Consider the following 20141-nt stretch of genomic DNA (forward strand, 5'->3'; position numbering starts at 1 on the left):
GCGACATCGACGGATTTATATTTGTTGTTACGTTGTCAGACCTGCTAAAGTTTAATTTTGTTTCGTGTCACAGGGATGAATATCACCTATGAAATGTAACAGAGTTTTATGCACCGGGATTTCGATTACTTATTGGTAGAGGGTTAACAAGTCAGTCTTGTTTACCCAAGAGGTAGAAGAATGTTTGCATACGTTGCACGTCAGGCCATATTGGACCGCGATAAGAATGTGTTTGGTTACGAGTTATTGTTTCGGGATGGCAAACAAAACTGTTTTCCCAATGTCGCCCCCGACGAAGCGACTTCTAAGATTCTGGCCAGTAACCATTTAACACTGGGCCTGGATGAAATCACCGGTGGCAAAGTGTCGTTCATCAATTTTTATGAAGACACGCTGCTATACCGTTTTCCCACTTCACTTGATCCGATGGCCGTGGTTATCGAAATCGTTGAAACTGCCCCCATCAGCAAAGAATTGCTGGCTGCCTGTAAACACATTAAGCAACTGGGTTACAAACTGGCACTGGACGATCACGATTTTGATCCCAAATGGGATGTGTTTCTGCCCTATATTGATATTGTGAAGGTGGATATTCGCGAGAGCGATTACGAAACCATTAAAAAACACGTGCCTAAGTTTCTCGATGCCAAGGTGAAAATCGTGGCTGAAAAAGTGGAAACCCATGAAGAGTTTGAGCTGTATAAGGAGATGGGCTGTCATTACTTTCAGGGCTACTTCTACGCCCGGCCTGAGGTGATGAAGCAAAAGAACATTCCCAATTCCAAATTGTCCTTGCTGGAACTCATCAGCGAAAGCTCCAAATTAGAAATGAACTTTGATCGCATTAACGACATTATTGAGCGGGATGTGGCTTTGTCGTACATGCTCTTGCGTTTTATCAACAATCCCACGGTGAATAAACGCAACAAAATTACCTCATTGCGCCATGCCTTAAATTATATGGGGGCGCTGGAATTGAAGAAGTTTATTGCGCTGCTGGCGCTGGCCAATCTGGGCGATGCCAAGCCGATGGAATTGCTCCAGGTGTCGTTAATTCGGGCCAAGTTTTGCGAACTCTTAGCGGCCGCCCGAAACGATCCGGAAAATCCGCCTAAAGGCTTTCTGGTGGGTCTGTTTTCCCTGATCGATGCCATGCTGGATCGCAATATGAACAATCTGATGGAAAACCTGCCATTATCCGATGATTTAAAAGGGGCCTTGTGCGGCGAAAAGAATAATTTATTGTTTTATCTGGAGCTGGCAAAAACCTTTGAAACTGCGAACTGGCAAAAAACCCGTAAGCTGTCTCAGGCGCTCAAGGTGGAGCAAAAGGCATTGCACGGGTATTACAACCAGGCTGTGGTCTGGAGTAACGCGATGCGTATGAGCATTGCCTAATACCCGGTCCATTAACTATTTACCTGGGTTCAATCTGACTGACATAGCGGGACACGGAAATCGCTGAACCTGCCAAACCCATGAAAATGGATATACCCAGCATTGACATCAGGGTTGAAAAGCTCATACCTGCAAGGTCAAAGTCCTGATTATACAGGGCTAAAATATCTTCAATGTTAGAGGACATCCACCAGAGCAAAATGGCAATGGTGATCCAGGCCATAATCCCGCCCAGAAACCCATACCAAAAACCAGTATAGAGAAACGGACGCTGAATAAAGCTGTCGGTGGCACCTACCAGTTTCATGACTAATATTTCGCTGCGTTTGTTGAAGATATTGAGTCGGATGGTGTTACCGACAATCAGTATTACCGCGATAAACAGCAATAACGCGATCATGGTAACCAGCTCGTTGGCAATGGCAAGTATGGCATGTAGCCGTTCCAGCCATTCGATATCCAGTTTGCCCGATTCCACTTCGCGCTCCTGAATGAGTTTATCCAGCAAGGTTTTGGCAGTGGCTGGGGTGCCGAATTTGTCACTGGGATACACCAGCAATACGTTGGGGAGAGGATTGCTGTCCAGGTAATCAACGGCATCACCAAAACCGGACAGTCTGCGAAATTCCTCCAGGGCATCATCAGCAGACACAAAGGTCAGGCTTTCGATTTCCGGCCAGGTGCGTATGCGTTTTATCAGTTGCTGAATGTCAGCGTCGCTGGCCTGTTGTTTCAGGAACACCGAGATCTCCGCCGCCTGTTGGGTATCGGCACTGATATTATTCAGGTTTTTCACCAGCACATAGAGGGTGCCGGGCAGGGTAATGCTCAGGCCCAACACCGCAATCGTCATTACTGAGGCCAGTGGTGTTCTGATGATTTCGCCAAAACTGGCAATGCACTGGCGAAAATGACTGGTAAAAAACATCAGCAGTTTTTGCAACAAGCCGATCTGATGTTGCTGTGCCCCGCTTTGACGGCTCTTAAATAACAGGCTCATGCCTGCACTCCTGGTGTTTCAGTGAGGCCGTCGTTGATCATCTGGCCCCCTTTCAGGGTCAGTGTGCGGTAGTGCATGCGCGCAATCAGTCCCAAATCATGGGTGGCGATAAATACCGATGCCCCGGCTTTGTTGAAGGCTTCAAACAGGCGAATAATTTCCAGGGATAGGGCCGGGTCCAGGTTACCTGTGGGTTCGTCGGCTAATATAATGGGCGGACGATTGACCACCGCCCGGGCAATTCCAACCCGCTGCTGCTCACCACCGGAAAGGGTTGCCGGTGGATTGTTTTGCTTGTGTAGCAGGCCAACCCGGTCCAGCGCTGCGTGCACTCTGGCATAGATCTGTTTGCGGGAATAACCTTCGATCACCAGAGGCAGGGCGACATTGTCGAACACGGTTTTGTCCATCAGCAATTGATGGTTCTGAAAAATCATACCGATATCGCGGCGCACGTAAGCGACGTCGCGTCGGGTAATGCGGCTCAAATCATGGCCGTTGATGTATACCCGGCCGACGCTGGGGCGTTCCATCAGGCTGATCAGTTTTAATAAGGTGCTTTTACCGGCCCCGGAATGGCCAGTAAGAAAGACCATTTCTCCGGGGGCAACGTGGAAGTTGACCTTGCTTAAGGCCAAATGCCCGCCTGGATAGGTTTTGCTGACTTCTTCAAACTTGATCATTGTGGCCTGATTCGCATCCGACGATGGTTAATGTTTGGTTTTTTCAAATAATGCGTCAATAAATGTCTTGCCGTCAAATGTCTGCAAATCATCGATGCCTTCACCAACACCGATAAAACGCACCGGGATATTAAATTTATCAGCCAGCGCGAAGATCACGCCGCCTTTAGCGGTGCCATCTAACTTGGTGAGTGTCAGGCCGGTAATGCCAACGGCGTCGCTGAACAATTTCATCTGACTGATGGCGTTTTGTCCGGTGCCGGCGTCTAAGGTCAGCATGATTTCGTGTGGTGCTTCGGGGTCCAGTTTTTTCATGACCCGCACGACTTTTTTCAGCTCTTCCATCAGGTTGTCTTTGTTTTGCAGACGGCCTGCGGTGTCGGCAATCAACACGTCGGCATTGCGCGCTTTGGCAGACTGCAGGGCGTCAAACAATACGGAGGCGCTGTCCGCTCCGGTGTGTTGTGCAATCACCGGAATATCATTGCGTTCACCCCATACCTGTAACTGTTCAACGGCGGCTGCCCGAAAGGTATCCCCGGCGGCTAACATGATCGACTTACCCTGGTTTTTCAATTGCTTAGCCAGCTTACCTATGGTGGTGGTTTTGCCCACACCGTTAACCCCCACCATTAATATAACAAAGGGGGTTTTGCTGTCATCAATAACCAGTGGGGCGCTGATGGCGGTTAGCATGTTACTCATCTGATTCTTGAGTACCGGGTACAGCTCATCGGCATTTTTTAGTTGGCTACGACTGGCCTGCTCGGTGAGTTCATCAATGATCCGGGTCGTGGTTTCAACACCAATATCGGCCGTCAACAGTTGCGTTTCCAGGTCTTCAAACAAATCATCATCAATGCTTTTACCCAGAAACAGGTTGGCCATGCCAGACCCAATATTGTCACCGGTTTTCGCCAGACCGCGTTTCAGACGGGAAAAGAAGTTTTCTTCTTTTGTCGTTGTGTCGGCTTTTTCATGGCTGTCCTGAGCGATAGTTTCAGCTGTTTCGGTTACCGGCTCTTCTGTTGGCTGGACCTCCTGTGCAGTCTGCCCGGTGACCTGCTCCTGCGTGTCTTCCTGGCCAGGCTGATCAGTAGCCGGGGCATCTTTTGGGTTTTTATCTTTGTTAAACCAATCAAAAAATTTTGACATCGTACGTGTAATTCCTGATGTTTCAGCAATCCAGGTCATCCGCACACTATCTGTATCGATCATTATCTATTCATATCATGAACTATACAGAGCATTGTCTTGCAGATCCCGGAGGGGGAGTTTGGTAAACTTGTGCCCGACACAAATTTCCCGTTATTTTTTGGAACGGCATCATATCACAGGGGAGCCAGGCTTCAATGCGCGCTAAACAATCAGCTTCATCGAAATCAGCAGGTTTCATTCGCATCATTTCCGGAAAATGGCGTGGACGAAAGTTACCGGTGATTAACAGTGAAGGCTTGCGTCCCACCACCGACCGCACCAAAGAAACTCTGTTCAACTGGCTGATGCAGGATGTGGCAAATGCAACCTGTCTCGATGTTTTTGCCGGTTCAGGATCGTTAGGGCTGGAAGCATTGTCCCGCCATGCTCGGCAGGTCACGCTGGTGGAAAAGCAAAAAGACATTGCCGGCTCACTGCGCAATATACGCACATTACTGAATGCCGATGAGCAGGCACTGCAGATTGTCAATCAGGATGCGCTGACCTGGTTAGGTACCTGTGATCGGAAGTTTGATATTGTGTTTATCGACCCGCCGTTTAAGAAGAATTTGTTACAACCTGTGGTTGAGGCTTTACTGAATCACAATTTACTGCAAGATAACGCCTTAATTTATATTGAGCATGAAATCGAATTGGCATGGTCAATACCAGCATCACTGCAGGAAATAAAACGGAAGAACACACGACAAGTGTCTTCGCTGTTATTGCAATATCAACCCTGAAAGGCTGTTAATTAATGCACAACAAACCCAATGGCACCGGGCTGGCCCGGTTGTTTAAGGCCACAAAATGCTCAATGGACGTCATTCGCCTGGCCTGGCAACATGAATCGGCGTTTCGTCAGGAACTGACATTAGCGGCGGTGATGTGTCCGCTGGCTTTTTTGCTCAGCACGTCCGTCGAACAGCTGGTACTTTTGCTGATGCCGGTATTTTTACTGGTGATCGTCGAGTTGTTGAACAGTGCGATTGAGGCGACTGTGGACCGCATCAGCACATCATTGCATCCGCTATCAAAACAGGCCAAGGATATTGGTTCAGCCGCGGTATTTTTTGTGTTGCTGCTGCTGACCCTGACCTGGGGGCTGATTTTGTTGAATAATTTTGTACTTTAAACAATCTCCAGCCCGATATTACTGATCCCTTCCTCAACAGCGAGTGCTTTTAAGCGCTTGACCAGATCGTTATTGCGTTTGATCTTCCCCTGCAACAGGGCAATCAATTCCGCCTGAAAGGCTATTTCCCAACTCATCAGAGGATGTTGTTTAATGTCTTCCTGCTCACCTTCAGATGCCTCTATGTAGGCTTCTACACAGCCCTGAGATACTTTGCTTACAACCACGGCGCCCTGTGCGTCTTCACCGGAAATCAGGTTTAACACCGAGTCCAATGACACGGCGAAATCCAATGCCGGATACACGCCGTAATTGTCAAAGTTGTTAATGTCCGGCGTGGCTTCATCCAGTTTTAAGCGTTGCGATTCAAAATTGATTTTGGTTTTCGGTGATCCTAACCAGTCCCAGAGACTATTGAGTGTGTGACGCAATTGTTCAGCGTCGTAAAAACCGGTGAGTTCACAAAAAAGGTGGTAATTGGGATACATTCTTTCCAGTAAGGTTAACGCAAATGCACTGGCACGCCAGTCGTTAAATTCTCTTACCTGTTGAAAAATCGTTAGTTTGGCCAAGTGGAAACTCTGTCAGTGTTTTACGCGCTAGTTTGCCCTGATTTAACGTTGCGTACAACGTTTTCACCCAATACAAAAAATGTGCTTTGTTTACCTATTTGCCAATTCTGTGCTATCTATTAAGTTTACCACCAGAGACTACTCTGGCTGCCGGGGGCTTTTTTAGCAAGCTATCTGGCCTATTTTGTTAACCAATAAATCCCTGATAAGCAAAGAAAAATAAATCGGGAGGAGAAAATCAATGAGTTTAATGACGGTCGCTGAAGTTGCAGAGTATCTGGGAATACAAGACGTTCGGGTGCAACGACTGGAACGAGAACATTTGTTAAATGCCAAGGAAAAAGACGCTGCCGGTGATCCGCTATTTGATCGCACAGATGTGGAAAAATACAAGGAACTGGCAGAACGTCTGGGCGGAATATAAGCCATTCATTCAGAGTCCGGATTAAAGGAGCGTGCTTCGGACACGATCCTTTAATCCGGTTTTTTACCCGTCACTTATCATCGCTGACTGGTATTCCCTGTCAGTTGAGTAAATTCGCCAGCATGCGAATGCCCTGAGCTGTAGCTCCGGCGGGTTGGGTGTCTGTGCCGCTGCTGTTAAATGCCGCTGCCAGGTCTACATGCAGCCAGCCCTGTCCGTCGTTGGGCACAAATCGACTCAAAAATCCTGCTGCGTTACTGGCACCTCCGGCGCCGCCGCCTTTTTGTGGGCGACTATTGGCGGTATCAGCATAGGGTGATGGGCAGTTGTCCTGGTGAAAGGCTTCCAAAGGTAAGGGCCATGCGGGTTCATGCACTTCTTGTGCAATCTGCAGTGCCAGCGCCCTGAGTGCATCGTCCCGGCTAAACAGGGCGTTGTAATGACTACCTACGGCCACCATGGCGGCCCCGGTAAGCGTGGCGGCGTCAATGATCCTGCGAGGTTGGTATTCGCTGGCCAGTAACAAACCATCCGCAAGTACCAGCCGACCTTCTGCATCCGTGTTAACCACTTCAACCGTCAGGCCATTTTTATAAGTGATGATGTCGCCCAGTTTGTAAGCATGACCACTGATCAGATTTTCAGCGCAACACAAAATCAGACGGGTGCGCTGTTGCAGACCGTTCATGATGGCCAATCCCAGTGCGCCGGTAACGGTGGCAGCACCGGCCATGTCACATTTCATCGACAACATGCCTTCACTGGGCTTAATGCTGTATCCACCACTGTCAAAGGTAATGCCTTTACCCACTAAAACAGAGTGAACCGGGGCGTCCTGATCACCACCTGGATTAAAATCCAGATCCAACAGCACAGGTGGCCGATCACTGCCGCGGCCCACTTCGTAAATTCCGTTCCATCCGGCTTTTTTCAGTTCTTCGCCGACAATCATCTTGTGGGAAATGGCGTCAGGTGCCAGTTCGGTCAGCCAGTTTACGGCGCGTTCTGCTAACGCTTCGGGCGAGACATTTTGCGGAGTATCGTTCACCAGCGCGACGGTAAATGCGTGCGCTCTTAAGGCATTGCTCACGGCCGGCGTATTTTGCTGCTCAGCAAACGTCACCTCGTAGCGAAGTCTGGCGTCGTTAAAACTGGTACAAAAGGCAATACACTGATCGTCATTCCAGTTTCCCTGCAGGCTGACGCGCTGGGTGAGAGTGGCCAGTTTTCTGGCGGCCACCTTAATCTGTTGCAGTTGCGTTGCGGTATCGCCTGGCAGGTGAATACTTGCCCCTTCTGATGTGATGGAAAGTGGCCCATTGGGGTTCCACGGGGCCGGCGTTGGTGATGTGCTTAGCACAACGGATAATTGGCCTTGGGTAGGGTTTTCTGACATGTGGCATCCTTAGAATGTATTTGGTTATCGCCGGGAATTTTGACACAATCACTGCCCACTTTAAATGTCCCGACAGGTTCTGCTTCACTATGCAATTTCCGAAAACACTTATTTGCGGCACGTTGGTCAAAAGATATAAGCGCTTTTTAGCGGATGTCGCCCTGGAAGACGGCAGCATTGTCACGGCGCATTGTCCCAATACCGGTGCCATGACCGGGTGTGCTGAGCCCGGTTTTAAGGTGTGGTTGAGCAGTAATAATGATCCGAAGCGAAAACTTAAGTACACCTGGGAAATTGCCGTTGATCACGATTACAACAAGATAGGTATTAACACTCACAATGCCAATAAGTTAGTGTTTGAGGCTCTGAATAAACGTCGTCTGGCAGAGTTTCGTGCCTTCGGACAATACCGACGGGAAGTTAAGTTTGGCAACGAAAACAGTAAAGTGGATTTTCTGCTTTCCAACAGTGACCACGCGCAAATGTACCTGGAAGTAAAATCCGTCACACTGGCGGAAAAAGGCTTAGGTTTGTTCCCGGATACTGTAACAGAGCGGGGCCAAAAGCACCTTAGAGAGCTCACCTACATGGCATTGCAGGGCAACAATGCCGGTATTTTATTTTGTGTGCAGCACACCGGCATTAAACGTGTGGCTATCGCCAAAAAACTGGACCCTGAATACTTCGATTTAATGCGTCAGGCCATCAAGGCAGGCGTCAAAGTCTTTGCTTATGGCTGCGATATCAGTGAAAAAGAAATCGTATTAAACAAGAAAATCCCGTTTGTTTACGATGTTTAGGCGAAAAAACAAGCAGTTGTTAGCCAGTTATTAAAATTTTTTGCTTGAAAAGCGATAAATGAACACCATATTTGCCCAGCGATAAAAATTGTGTCAATCTGCCGGGTGATCAGTGGTTTGTTAGCCCGCCAACAACCCGCGTTTAGCAAGTATTGTAGGTGAGCAAATATCAAATATTGCTCTTTTTGTAGATTTTTGTATAAGATAGCGACCCTTTTTAGCAGGTCTCATAGTCGTTTAGGAGAGTTGACCTATGCCGACAGGTAAAGATGGTAAAACGTTAGGGCTTTTGGCGCTGGCTGGCCTGGAGCCTTACCAGGAGAAAGACGGCGAAGAATATATGAACAGCAAGCAACTGGATCATTTCCGGTTGATTCTGTTGGCATGGCGTGATCAACTTCGTGAAGAAGTGGATCGCACAGTGCATCATATGCAGGACGAAGCTGCCAACTTCCCGGACCCGGTTGACCGTGCCGCGCAGGAAGAAGAGTTTAGTTTAGAACTGCGCACCCGTGACCGTGAACGTAAGTTGATCAAGAAAATTGAAAAGACTCTGAAGCGCATTGAAGAAGATGATTTTGGTTTTTGCGATTCTTGCGGTATAGAAATTGGCGTAAAACGTCTGGAAGCCAGACCTACCGCTGATATGTGTATCGATTGCAAAACCATGGCTGAAATTAAAGAAAAGCAACTGCTAGGTTAAATAAGAAGAGCTGCAAATTGCAGCTTTTTTTATGTCCGAAAAGTGAGCTTTTCCATGGTTCAGAATACACCCGCCGCAGAGGGCGAGCCCGGGACCGAAAGGTACCGTGGGCGCTTTGCACCTTCGCCCAGTGGTAACCTGCACTTTGGCTCATTAGTCACTGCCCTGGCCAGTTACCTGATAGCCAAAAAACAGCAGGGTACATGGCTACTGCGCATTGATGATATTGACCAACCCAGAGTGAAACCCGGGGCGACGGACAGCATTTTAAAAACGCTGGAAGCCCACGGCTTGTACTGGGATGAGCCAGTGTATTATCAAAGTCAGCATCTGGACTACTACCGGGAGACCCTGACCCGGTGGCAACAGCAGGGTTATTGTTACTATTGTGATTGTACCCGGCAAGCCATAAAGGCCAGGGGAACTCTGTATGACGGTTTCTGCAGGGCGCGAAAATTATCTCAGCCGGGTTGTGCCGTACGCATCAAAAATCCGGGGCAAAGCCTGGCGTTAAATGACGCCAGACTGGGCCAGATTCAGGTACCGGATGAGGTTATAAACGAAGATTTTGTGCTCCAACGCCGGGACGGAATTTTTGGTTATCACCTGGTGGCCGTGCTGGATGATATACAGCAGAATGTTACCCAGGTGGTGCGCGGTGCGGATTTGTTGCTGCCCAGTGCTTGTCAGTTGGTGCTTTACAATTTGCTGCATCATCCCACCCCCTCGTTTTTACACATTCCATTAGCTGTTTCTTCGCCGGGTAAAAAATTAAGTAAACAAAATCACAGTCCGGAACTGGACGAGACTCAGGTGCAGCAAAACCTGTGCTCTGCACTCGATTTTTTAGGGGCAGATATTCCGCCAGAATTACTCCGCACTGATAAAGACCGGCTGTTGAACTGGGCCGTGCAACATTGGAACCCGGACAATTTACCCTCAACACTGGAAAAAAAGGTAACCGGGCGCTGGTGTTGACGAAAAGTTATTCAAATTAGTGACCGATTAGTTTAAAATCCGCGCCCGAAAAAGCTGGCGAATCGCTTATTTTTCAGGATATATTTTCTCAGCTTATCTAATTTTCAGGTATTCTTACCTAAACCCAGCAAGATCGGAGTCAGGCATATTATTTCCAGGGTATTTGACAAAGTAAGGAACGCATTCACTGGAAAAGGTGAACCCGAAATCGTTGCCGAACAACTCTCTGGCGATGTTGTGGTGCCTCGCAGTCAGCATTCGATTTCCCGTGATGACATCAGCCCTAATGCCTTAAAAGTACTGTATCGACTGCATGGCAGCGGTCATCAGGCCTATCTGGTAGGCGGCTGTGTGCGCGATCTGTTACTGGGCCATCATCCCAAAGATTTTGATGTGGTCACCGACGCCACCCCTGAGCAAATTAAAGGTCTGTTTCGCAATTGTCGATTGATTGGTCGTCGTTTCCGGTTAGCGCATATTGTTTTTGGTCGGGAAATTATCGAAGTGGCAACGTTTCGCGGTCACCACCAGGTGGAAGACAACGACAGAGCCCAAACCAGCCAGCAAAGTGAAGCCGGACAATTACTCAGAGACAATGTGTTTGGCTCGATTGAAGAAGACGCGGAGCGCCGGGATTTTACCGTTAATGCGATGTACTACAATATCGCAGATTACAGTATCCGCGATTTTGCCAATGGACGTGACGCCATTGCTAAAAAACAACTGGAACTGATTGGCGATCCTGAAACCCGTTACCGTGAAGATCCGGTCAGAATGCTCAGAGCGGTGCGATTCGCGGCCAAACTGGATTTTACCATCACCGCCAGAGCCAGTGATCCTATTCCAGAACTGGCTGATTTACTGAGCAATGTGGCACCCGCCAGATTGTTTGAAGAAGTGATCAAACTGTTTATCAATGGGGCCGGCGTGGCTACCTTTAAATTGATGCACCAATATCATTTGTTTGGTCAACTGTTCCCGCAGATTCAGCCCTTGCTGGAAAACCCCGAAGGCAAAGAGTATCAGTTTTTACTAAAGGTGCTGGCTAATACCGACAACCGCATCAACTCCGGGTTAAGGGTGACGCCCGCGTTCTTTTATGCCGCTGTGATGTGGTATGCCGTTGAAGAGCGGCAGGAGCAACACATGAGCGAAGGGGGATTTAACCGCCACGATGCCTTTATTATGGCCATGAATGATGTATTACATCGCCAAATGCAGCGCATTATGATCCCCAAACGCTTTACGGCCGTGATCCGCGATATCTGGTTACTACAGCATCGTTTACCCAAACGCTTTGGCAAGCGGGCCTGGGTTACCCTTGAACACGCCAGATTTAGAGCCGCATATGACTTTTTAGTTTTGCGTGGTGAAGTGGAAGGCGGTGAGATCGCCGAAGTAGGACAGTGGTGGACTGAATTTCAGGATGCCGGGGCACCACAGCGCAAAAAGATGTTGGCCAATCTGCGAGGCAGAGATGGTAAACCGGCGCGCAGAAAACGTCACTTTCACAATAAAAAGTCGTGACCCGGGAAATCGTCTACATCGGACTGGGCGCCAACCTGAATAACCCGGTGCGGCAACTTCACAATGCCTTGTCGGCAATTAAACGTCTTCCTGATACCCAGCTGTTAAAGCATTCCGGTTTTTACAGTAGCACGCCACTGGGGCCCAGTGACCAGCCGGAATATGTCAATGCGGTCGCAGCTATTAGCAGTTTGCTGACGCCGGAAGCTTTGTTAAAAGCGCTGCAAAACATTGAGCTTGAGCAGGGCAGAACACGAAAAGCGGAACGCTGGGGGCCAAGAACCCTGGATCTGGATATTATTTTGTTCGGACAACGCGTCATCAATACCGAACATCTCACTGTGCCCCATTATCACTTTCAGCACCGCGAATTTGTCTTATACCCACTTTATGAAATCGCACCCCAGCTCAGCTTGCCGGATGGCAGCACCGTCAGGCAACGGTTGCAGGCAGTCCCGAAAAACGGACTGACCGAATTGCTGGCGGCAAAGAATATTCAGATCGCTTGAAATCAGATGGTTTCTTCGTATAGTGCAGCATTAAACGCGCGTTTGAAAAGACGCCGGTTGATACTGATTACCCGTAACCTTGAGAATAAGGCAGTAGTTTTATGAAAAAAGTGACCACTTCCGTCTTGCTGAAAATGAAGCAGGAAAAGCAGAAGATAAGCGTATTAACTGCCTACGATGCCAGCTTTGCCAAGTTGTTTGATCAGGCCGGTATAGATGTGTTGTTAATTGGTGATTCATTGGGCATGGTACTGCGAGGGGAAGATTCCACCTTACCGGTCACGGTGGACAATATTGCCTATCATACCCAGTCTGTAAAAAATGGCACTGAACGGGCCCTTGTGGTGGCGGATATGCCATTTATGTCCTACGCCACTCCTGCGCAGGCTTATGAAAATGCAGCAAAACTCATGGCCGCCGGGGCACAGATGGTAAAACTGGAAGGTGGCGAATGGTTACTGGAAACCATTGAAGGTTTGGTTACCCGTGGTATTCCGGTTTGTGGCCATCTGGGATTAACGCCTCAGTCGGTGAATGTTTTCGGCGGTTTCAAAGTGCAGGGCCGTGATCAACAAAAAGCACAAAAAATGATTGCGGATGCGCAACAGTTGGAGCAGGCAGGCATTCAAATGCTGGTGCTGGAGTGTGTTCCCAACGGTTTGGCAGAGCAGATCACTAACGCGGTGTCCATCCCGGTTATTGGCATCGGTGCCGGGCCTGAAACCGATGGCCAGGTACTGGTAATGCACGATATGTTTGGTATCAGCGCCAACTACATGCCAAAATTTTCCAAAAACTATCTGGCGGAAACCGGCGATATCCGCAGTGCCGTGGCGAAATTTATTGAAGAAGTGCAAAACGGGCAGTTTCCGGACGAGGCTCACAGTTTTGTCGACTAGGCTGAGAACGCAATGCGCGTAAGCTGACGACGATTCTCTCAGGTTTTTTAGAGGCAAATTCATGCAGAAAGTTTCTGACATTCTTAAGTTGCGGGAAATGCGACGCAGCTGGCAAATCGACGGCAAAGTTATTGGCTTTGTACCTACCATGGGCAATTTACACGACGGTCATTTACAACTGGTGAAAGAAGCCAAAAAAGTGTGTGATGTGGTGGTAGTGTCAATTTTTGTTAACCCAATGCAATTTGGGCCTAATGAGGATCTGGATGCCTATCCGAGAACCATGGAACGGGACTGTGAGTATCTCGAAGCATTGGGTGTTGATTGTTTGTTTATCCCCGATGCTGAGGCCATTTATGCCCGCGGGCTTGAGCAACAAACCTTTGTGGAAGTACCAGGTTTGTCCTACATGATCTGTGGCGCCAGCCGACCAGGTCACTTCCGTGGTGTGGCGACTATTGTCTGCAAGCTGTTTAATATGGTGCAGCCCAATCACGCCTTTTTTGGTGAGAAAGACTTCCAACAGTTGCAGGTCATTCGGGCCATGGTTCAGGATTTGTCCATGAACCTGACTATTCACGGCGTGCCAACTGTACGCGAATCTGACGGTCTGGCGATGAGCAGTCGCAATGGTTATCTGAACGATAAAGAGCGAGCTATCGCCCCTAAGTTATATGCCACCCTGATGACTCTGTCGGAACAGATCATTTCCGGTCGCAGAGACTTCCGGCAACTGGTGAAAGAGCATTCATTGTTTCTGAATAACGCCGGTTTTAAAACCGACTACATCGAAATTCGCTGTGTTGAAACCCTGATGCATCCCAGTCACGAAGATACCGAGTTGGTGATCCTGGCGGCGGCCTTTTTAGGCAAAACCCGCCTGATAGACAACCTGCCGGTAAGTCTGGATTAGATTCTTAACCGGGAGTTACTCGCTGAACTGAAACAGCCACCTCTGCAAAGGTGGCTTTTTTGTTTGCCGATCAGGCTGCCGGGGCGATGAGTTTTTGAAACACCTGAGTGGTGCTGGAAATGGCCTTTTGCTCAGCCAGAATATCCAACAAATCTTGTTTTGTGGTGAGTGGGTTGGCCAGGATCACCCGGAATACAGTGATAGTTTGCCCCTGGTATTTGGCGACTTCCAGACGGGTTCTGGAAACAAAAGACTTGCCTGACTCCCGCTGTTGTTTTTGTACCCGAACGGTTAAGTCATCCAGACGCTGATTGATTTTTTGTTTTTCACTGTCTGTGGCTTGTGTTAACTGGGCCTGTACTACTCGCGGGCAAACGCGGTAAGTAAGAATGCACAAGGTGGGTTCTGTGATCAGTTCAAAGTCCGGATCATCAGTAATGAGCTGCGCGAACAATCTGGCTTTCTCAATGCTTTGGTCCACCAGTAATTCATAACCACTGCGACCAAAAATATGTAATGCTGAATACACCAGCATGGCCATGCCATTGCGGGAGCCTTCCAGGGTGGTAGCCCCTAAATCTTTGGAACCGGCCCTGAGTATGTAGTTGGCATGGTGGCGCACGGCATTAGAGTGCTCCGGATTTTTAAACAGCACCATGCCTGCCCCCATAGGCACATACATTTGTTTGTGAGCATCAATGGTGACGGAATCGGCTTTCTCTATTCCCGCCAACAGGGTCGAATGGGTTTTTGAAAACAAGGTAGGACCGCCCCAGGCGGCGTCTACATGAAAATGGCAACCCAGTTGTTGGGCCACGTCGGCAAGTTCATTAAGCGGGTCTATGTGCCCGGTTTCGGTGGTGCCTGCTATACCTACGATGGCAATGACCTTATTGCCCTGAGCTTCAAATTCCTGTGCAGTTTGCAGGGCTTTTTCAGCCGATAATGTTTGTCCCGGGCAGTCAACGGTGAGCAGTTGTTCCCGTCCAAGACCCAGTAAATCCACTGCCTTAGACAATGAGTAATGACCACGGCGAGAACAAATTACCCCGAGTTTCTTATAGCCGTAATGCTGCATAGCGGCGGCAACACCTTCTTTGGCTACGCCGCGAAAATCGCCTGATTCGCGCAGCAAATTGTTGCGTGCCACCCACAGCGCCGTAATGTTGGCAATGGTACCGCCAGAGCAAAACGCGCCTAAGGCGCGCTGAGCACTGTGCAAATGAGCCTGGTAGAAGCTGTCGTCATTGTCGTAAACCAGCTTGTGCAGCATACCCAGGACCTGACGCTCCAGTGGTGTAAAGGCTTTGGACGTTTCTATTTTCACCGGGTTTTGGTTCAGACCGACCAGCAGCTTGGAAAGAGGTAAATGGAAATAGGGCAGTGCAGACGTCATGTGACCGATAAACGTCGGCGAGTAGGTGTTGACTGAATTGGCTACCAGTTTGTCCAGCAAATGTTCAGCGTGTGCGGAAACAAATTCGGGCTCTTCGGGTACCCGAAAATCGGCAAAATCGCGTTCCAGATCTTCTAATGAACGGGCCTGTGTGACCACGTGCTGGCCCAAAAATTCTGACAAGTTGGCCGACAACTGTTGTTCTATTTCTGCCAGTTTGGAGTCCCCTTGCTCGGGAACGGTAAACACCCGATACAGGTGCTCCAGGCTTGCTTCCGCTTTTTTCAAAACTCTCTCTCACTTCGCGCTGGTTTGCCGAACCAACAGTTGCATTTAATTCTGGCTGAACCCGCCACAAAAAGCCCTGAAATACCCATTCAGCGGCGGCCCGGAACAGCTAACGGGCTAGTTTACTTTTTTATCGAATACTCTGCAATCACAGGTCTAATCAGCAAGAATTCGACAAGATCCGGTTAACTGCTATATTCAAAAATAGCAGGTGTGTTAAGACTGTTAAGTATTTTTACCGCCCTGCGATTCAACAGGCAGAGTAATAATATGCAAGTGCGTGAAATCAGTCGGGATTTCAACCTCGAAAATGTTGTTCCGTTTTTCCAGCCAATCATGGATCTTTCTGATAATTCCGTGTGGGGTTATGAGTGTCTCGCCAGGTTGATATACCCTGGGGAGCAGATTTTCCTGCCCAGTGACTTTTTGTATCTGGTGGAGAAAAACAGTTGCCACGGAGAACTGACCCAGAAGGTGTTTCACCAAAGTGCGCAGTATTTCAGGGATAAACAGGTGAACTGGAGCATCAACATTACAGAACAGGACGTGCTTGATCCTCAGACGGCGGTATTCATTGAACGCAGCTTGCGGGATTATCCCAACGCTCACCGCATAACCTTAGAGATTTGTGCTCACACTCTGTTCAGTTATCCGGAACAATTTAAAACCTTTTTGCTGCTGGGAGAAACCCTGGATATTCAGATTGTGGTGGACCGATTCAGTGCACCCTGTGAGCAACTGGAAAGCGTTTTGTCCTATCCGATAGATGGCGTGAAGGTGGAAAGTCATGCGCTAAAATCGTTAACCGCTAAGGAGCCGGAAGCGCTGCGCAAGGTGTTGCAAAAAGCCCGACTGAATGACGTCGCAGTTATTGCGGAACACATCGAAAGCCATGCAACCCTGACGGCGATGCAAAAACTCAATATTGAATACGGCCAGGGGTTTTACTTCAGTCAGGCGATGCCTGCTGTGCGTTGATTACTGTGCCTGGCTCAGAGCGAACAGTTGACCTGCCAGCTTTGTTGCCCGCTGTTCCAGTATTTGCGTTCAAAGGGCGTGATGGCAACGCCTTGTTCTACCTGTGAAACACGCGGGGATTTAGCACAAAGGGTTAACGCTGTGGCAAATTCCTCGATGTATATTTGCCAGTTGCTGCGCACCGTCAGTTCTCCCCCAATCGCCAGTACATCCTGCAGTGAGGCACTGGCATGCCAGCGCTTTTGTACCTGAGCAGACTTGGGATAGGGATTGGGATACAGTAAAAAGTGCTTTGTCACCGGCCAGTTGGCTGCCCTTACCAGACGCCAAAAATCAATGACATCAGCGCGTATCACCCGATAGTTACTGCCACCAGAAATCACTTCAGAATCATCAGCGTGCTGGCCCTTTTCGGTGCCTTGATATTCATCCTGTTTGCCGTGTTTGTTGATGCGTACGGCGGATTTATCAATACCAATCACCAGAGCATCGGGGTACTGCTCTGCCAGTCGCCAGGTACTTTCTCCGATGCCGCAACAGGAGTCCAGAATGACTGGACGCTGTTCAAACGTCGCCAGCCAGGCCGATATCTGCTGAAAAGCCGCTTCTGTATGAGGCTGAATCGGTTTTTGATTCACACTGCGTTGGTGGCGCAGAACAATCTCCGGCAATTTGTCATGGATGTCCTGCTGATTAGTGCTGATTGAGCGGGAGTTACCTTGCATTTTAGGAGCGAATTCCGGTGCCGGTGGAAATCAGGCGCCAGGCGATTGCCGAGAAAACCAGGTTAAAAATCACCAGCACCAGCAATGATGTCATGACGGTAAAATCAGACTGCCCGAGGAAGCCAAAACGGAAGCCGCTGACCATATACACAATAGGATTAATTTTGCTTACCCATTGCCAAAATTCCGGTAATAAACTCAGACTGTAAAACACCCCACCCAGATAGGTCATCGGCGTTAACACAAACGTCGGAATGATACTGATGTCGTCAAAGGTTTTGGCAAAAACGGCATTAATCAACCCGGCCAGTGAAAACAGGGTGGAAGTGAGGATCAGGGTGACGATGATAACGGGCAGGCTATGCAGGCTGATATCTACGAATAGCAGGGATATCGCTGTGACAATGATACCGGTTAACACGGCGCGACTTAAGCCACCGCCCACATAACCGGCAATAATCACCCAGGTGCTCACTGGTGACACAATGAGTTCCTCGATATTGCGCTGAAATTTAGAGCTAAAAAACGACGACGACACATTGGCGTAGGAGTTGGTGATAACTGACATCATGATCAGACCGGGTACGATAAACTCCATGTAGGAGAAGCCACCCATCTCGCCAATACGGCTACCGATGAGGCTGCCAAAAATCACGAAGTACAGGGTCATAGTAATCGCCGGGGGAACCAGGGTTTGTACCCAAATGCGGGTAAAGCGGGTGATCTCTTTACGCCAGATGGTTTTTAAGGCTACCCAGTTGTAATGAGTCATTATTTGGCCTCCTGTTGTTGTGCTTTGCGGCCATTTTCTACCAGGTTGACAAATAACTCTTCCAGTCGATTGGCTTTGTTGCGCATACTCATGATTTCAATGCCTTTGTCGGTCAACTGTTGAAACAATTTGTTGAGGCTATTGTCTCTGGGAATGTCTACTTCCAGGGTATGCACATCCGGCATGCGGTAGATAAAGCCCTCCAGTTTTGGATCGGCGCTACAGCCGGGCAGGTCCAGTATAAAGGTTTCCATATTCAGCTGGCTGAGCAATCCTTTGATACTGGTATTCTCCACAATAACGCCTTTGTCGATGATGGCGATATTGCGGCACAGCATTTCGGCTTCTTCCAGATAATGGGTGGTCAGGATGATAGTAATGCCCTGTTGGTTTATTTCTTTTAAAAATCCCCACATTGCACGACGGATTTCGATGTCGACACCGGCAGTGGGCTCATCCAGAATCAGCATTTTAGGTTCATGCATTAAGGCTCTGGCAATCATCAGGCGGCGTTTCATACCACCGGATAAAGTGCGGGCTGGTTGATTGCGTTTTTCCCACAGGTCCAGTTGCTTCAGGTACTTTTCAGCCCGTTGTAGTGCAAGTGGGCGGGGTACGCCATAAAAGCCGGCCTGATTGCAGACGATTTGCAACAGGGTTTCGAACTGATTGAAATTAAACTCCTGAGGCACTAAACCAATACAGGCTTTGGCCGCTTCCAGTTCAGTGTCGATGGAATGGCCAAACACTTCCACCTGTCCCTCGGATTTGTTGACCAGTGAGCTGATAATGCCAATGGTTGTAGACTTGCCAGCGCCATTGGGGCCCAGCAATGCGAAAAAGTCACCAGCCTGCACGGTCAGGTCTATGCCTTTTAATGCCTGTGTGCCGCCCTTGTAGGTTTTTTTCAGGCCTTTGATGGAGAGTGCATGCATAGTAAGTTCCCGTGTTCAGAATGAGTCCAGAGTGACCAGATATTAGCAACGCTGTTACCTCTGTAGTCTGACAGAGAATACAAGTTTCACAGCAAAAATCTGAAGGCTTTAATATTGCGCTGTTTTTGATTTATTCAACCCGTAACGAATCACATTTTGTTCGCCAAAGATTACAACCCCTGACCAGGTAATTCGTTTGCAACAGGTGCGCTCTATGGTAGGTCTGTTATCTTCACTATTCAAATTATTCTCATTATTCCAACAATTACTGACAGAGGAAAATTCATGGCACATTTAGCCCCGCTACCCCCAGAAACAACGCCGGAATTGGCCGAGCATTTCGATATTTTTGTGGATATTCTGGGTTTTGTTCCCAACTCGTTGCTCACCATGCAAAGACGTCCTGAAATCGTGAAGGGATTCGGCGTGTTGACCCAGGCTGTAATGGCCAAAGACGGCGTTGTTGATTTGGGATTTAAACGCCTGTTAGCCCACTTCGCCAGTCGCGCAGCAGGCTGTCAGTACTGTGAAGCTCATAGTTTGATTGCTGCTAAAATTCACGGTATTTCCGAGGAAAAAGTAGCCGCGGTATGGGAGTATCAAACCAGCCCCTTGTATACCGAGGCAGAGCGGGTGGCGCTGGACTATGCGCTGGCAGCAGGCAGTGTGCCCAATGCGGTAGATGAACCACTGATGGTGCGCATGAAGCAACATTGGTCGGAAGACGAAATTGTGGAAATTCTGGGGGCGATTTGCCTGTATGGCTTTCTCAATCGCTGGAATGATTCCATGGCCACCGACCTGGAAGAGGCGCCAAAAGCCCTGGGTAAGGCCGTGTTAGAAAAAGGTGGCTGGACCGGCGGCAAACACGTTAAGTAAATCAGGGGGAGTGTGAGCATTGGCTCACACTCAT

At 48.8% G+C, this 20141-nt stretch carries 22 protein-coding genes; 13 read left to right on the forward strand and 9 right to left on the reverse strand.

The window, feature by feature from the left end:
* Window positions 1-180 precede the first annotated feature (180 nt).
* Window positions 181-1398 carry an EAL and HDOD domain-containing protein gene (locus tag LJ740_RS14770; RefSeq protein ID WP_229529880.1) on the forward strand — a complete coding sequence of 406 codons (1218 nt, stop codon included), beginning with the start codon at window positions 181-183 and terminating at the stop codon, window positions 1396-1398.
* 19 nt (window positions 1399-1417) lie between these two features.
* Here LJ740_RS14770 and ftsX read toward each other — a convergent pair whose 3' ends face one another.
* From ftsX to ftsY, 3 genes are read right to left on the reverse strand one after another with little or no spacing between them, the layout of a single operon-like run.
* Window positions 1418-2398: a permease-like cell division protein FtsX gene (ftsX, locus tag LJ740_RS14775; protein ID WP_229529881.1), complete on the reverse strand. Its 981-nt coding sequence runs from the start codon at window positions 2396-2398 to the stop codon at window positions 1418-1420.
* Complete coding sequence (ftsE, locus tag LJ740_RS14780; protein ID WP_229529882.1) at window positions 2395-3081, reverse strand: cell division ATP-binding protein FtsE; 687 nt, start codon at window positions 3079-3081, stop codon at window positions 2395-2397. The genes ftsX and ftsE overlap by 4 nt, the downstream gene beginning before the upstream one ends.
* A 27-nt stretch (window positions 3082-3108) precedes the next feature.
* Window positions 3109-4236: a signal recognition particle-docking protein FtsY gene (gene ftsY, locus LJ740_RS14785; protein WP_229529883.1), complete on the reverse strand. Its 1128-nt coding sequence runs from the start codon at window positions 4234-4236 to the stop codon at window positions 3109-3111.
* A gap of 197 nt (window positions 4237-4433) precedes the next feature.
* Here ftsY and rsmD point away from each other — a divergent pair, with 197 nt between their 5' ends.
* Together rsmD and LJ740_RS14795 are read left to right on the forward strand one after the other, a co-directional pair.
* Window positions 4434-5021: a 16S rRNA (guanine(966)-N(2))-methyltransferase RsmD gene (gene rsmD, locus LJ740_RS14790; protein ID WP_229529884.1), complete on the forward strand. Its 588-nt coding sequence runs from the start codon at window positions 4434-4436 to the stop codon at window positions 5019-5021.
* Window positions 5022-5035: 14 nt separating this feature from the next.
* A complete protein-coding gene (locus LJ740_RS14795) occupies window positions 5036-5413 on the forward strand; it encodes a diacylglycerol kinase (RefSeq protein ID WP_229529885.1) in 378 nt (125 codons plus the stop codon).
* Here the strand turns inward: LJ740_RS14795 and LJ740_RS14800 are convergent.
* Window positions 5410-5985: a YjaG family protein gene (locus tag LJ740_RS14800; RefSeq protein WP_229529886.1), complete on the reverse strand. Its 576-nt coding sequence runs from the start codon at window positions 5983-5985 to the stop codon at window positions 5410-5412. The genes LJ740_RS14795 and LJ740_RS14800 overlap by 4 nt on opposite strands.
* A 241-nt stretch (window positions 5986-6226) precedes the next feature.
* Here LJ740_RS14800 and LJ740_RS14805 point away from each other — a divergent pair, with 241 nt between their 5' ends.
* Window positions 6227-6409 (forward strand): MerR family transcriptional regulator, encoded by a 183-nt coding sequence (locus LJ740_RS14805; RefSeq protein ID WP_229529887.1) that lies wholly within the window; start codon window positions 6227-6229, stop codon window positions 6407-6409.
* Between the two features lie 100 nt (window positions 6410-6509).
* Here LJ740_RS14805 and pepB read toward each other — a convergent pair whose 3' ends face one another.
* Window positions 6510-7805 carry an aminopeptidase PepB gene (pepB, locus tag LJ740_RS14810; RefSeq protein WP_229529888.1) on the reverse strand — a complete coding sequence of 432 codons (1296 nt, stop codon included), beginning with the start codon at window positions 7803-7805 and terminating at the stop codon, window positions 6510-6512.
* Window positions 7806-7894: 89 nt separating this feature from the next.
* On the opposite strand from pepB, the gene sfsA reads away from it, so the two are divergent.
* From sfsA to panC, 7 genes are all read left to right on the forward strand, one after another.
* Entirely contained in the window at window positions 7895-8605 is a 711-nt protein-coding gene (gene sfsA, locus LJ740_RS14815; RefSeq protein ID WP_229529889.1) for a DNA/RNA nuclease SfsA, read from the forward strand.
* Window positions 8606-8858: 253 nt separating this feature from the next.
* Window positions 8859-9308 (forward strand): RNA polymerase-binding protein DksA, encoded by a 450-nt coding sequence (dksA, locus tag LJ740_RS14820; protein ID WP_229529890.1) that lies wholly within the window; start codon window positions 8859-8861, stop codon window positions 9306-9308.
* Between the two features lie 54 nt (window positions 9309-9362).
* The gene (gene gluQRS, locus LJ740_RS14825) at window positions 9363-10286 is read left to right on the forward strand and encodes a tRNA glutamyl-Q(34) synthetase GluQRS (protein ID WP_229529891.1); all 924 of its coding nucleotides are present in this window, start codon (window positions 9363-9365) and stop codon (window positions 10284-10286) included.
* A gap of 240 nt (window positions 10287-10526) precedes the next feature.
* Window positions 10527-11813 (forward strand): polynucleotide adenylyltransferase PcnB, encoded by a 1287-nt coding sequence (gene pcnB, locus LJ740_RS14830; protein WP_229530174.1) that lies wholly within the window; start codon window positions 10527-10529, stop codon window positions 11811-11813.
* Complete coding sequence (gene folK, locus LJ740_RS14835) at window positions 11810-12322, forward strand: 2-amino-4-hydroxy-6-hydroxymethyldihydropteridine diphosphokinase (protein WP_229529892.1); 513 nt, start codon at window positions 11810-11812, stop codon at window positions 12320-12322. Before pcnB ends, folK begins: the two co-directional genes overlap by 4 nt.
* A gap of 101 nt (window positions 12323-12423) precedes the next feature.
* A complete protein-coding gene (panB, locus tag LJ740_RS14840) occupies window positions 12424-13221 on the forward strand; it encodes a 3-methyl-2-oxobutanoate hydroxymethyltransferase (RefSeq protein WP_229529893.1) in 798 nt (265 codons plus the stop codon).
* Window positions 13222-13282: 61 nt separating this feature from the next.
* The gene (panC, locus tag LJ740_RS14845; protein ID WP_229529894.1) at window positions 13283-14134 is read left to right on the forward strand and encodes a pantoate--beta-alanine ligase; all 852 of its coding nucleotides are present in this window, start codon (window positions 13283-13285) and stop codon (window positions 14132-14134) included.
* Between the two features lie 70 nt (window positions 14135-14204).
* Here panC and panP read toward each other — a convergent pair whose 3' ends face one another.
* Complete coding sequence (gene panP, locus LJ740_RS14850) at window positions 14205-15818, reverse strand: pyridoxal-dependent aspartate 1-decarboxylase PanP (protein ID WP_229529895.1); 1614 nt, start codon at window positions 15816-15818, stop codon at window positions 14205-14207.
* 270 nt (window positions 15819-16088) lie between these two features.
* Between panP and LJ740_RS14855 the strand changes: the two genes are divergently transcribed.
* A complete protein-coding gene (locus tag LJ740_RS14855; protein WP_229529896.1) occupies window positions 16089-16796 on the forward strand; it encodes an EAL domain-containing protein in 708 nt (235 codons plus the stop codon).
* A 14-nt stretch (window positions 16797-16810) separates the two neighbouring features.
* On the opposite strand, the gene trmB is transcribed toward LJ740_RS14855, so the two are convergent.
* Genes trmB through LJ740_RS14870 form a run of 3 tightly spaced genes read right to left on the reverse strand, consistent with a single transcriptional unit; the run spans window position 16811 to window position 19228 of the window.
* Window positions 16811-17521: a tRNA (guanine(46)-N(7))-methyltransferase TrmB gene (gene trmB / locus LJ740_RS14860; RefSeq protein ID WP_229529897.1), complete on the reverse strand. Its 711-nt coding sequence runs from the start codon at window positions 17519-17521 to the stop codon at window positions 16811-16813.
* 1 nt (window position 17522) lies between these two features.
* The gene (locus LJ740_RS14865; RefSeq protein ID WP_229529898.1) at window positions 17523-18293 is read right to left on the reverse strand and encodes an ABC transporter permease; all 771 of its coding nucleotides are present in this window, start codon (window positions 18291-18293) and stop codon (window positions 17523-17525) included.
* Window positions 18293-19228, reverse strand: coding sequence for an ABC transporter ATP-binding protein (locus LJ740_RS14870; protein WP_229529899.1), 936 nt, complete (start codon window positions 19226-19228; stop codon window positions 18293-18295). The genes LJ740_RS14865 and LJ740_RS14870 overlap by 1 nt, the downstream gene beginning before the upstream one ends.
* A gap of 285 nt (window positions 19229-19513) precedes the next feature.
* Here LJ740_RS14870 and LJ740_RS14875 point away from each other — a divergent pair, with 285 nt between their 5' ends.
* Window positions 19514-20107: a carboxymuconolactone decarboxylase family protein gene (locus tag LJ740_RS14875; RefSeq protein WP_229529900.1), complete on the forward strand. Its 594-nt coding sequence runs from the start codon at window positions 19514-19516 to the stop codon at window positions 20105-20107.
* Window positions 20108-20141 lie beyond the last annotated feature (34 nt).

The organism is Planctobacterium marinum (assembly GCF_020687805.1).
GTDB classification, from domain to species: Bacteria; Pseudomonadota; Gammaproteobacteria; order Enterobacterales; family Alteromonadaceae; genus Planctobacterium; species Planctobacterium marinum.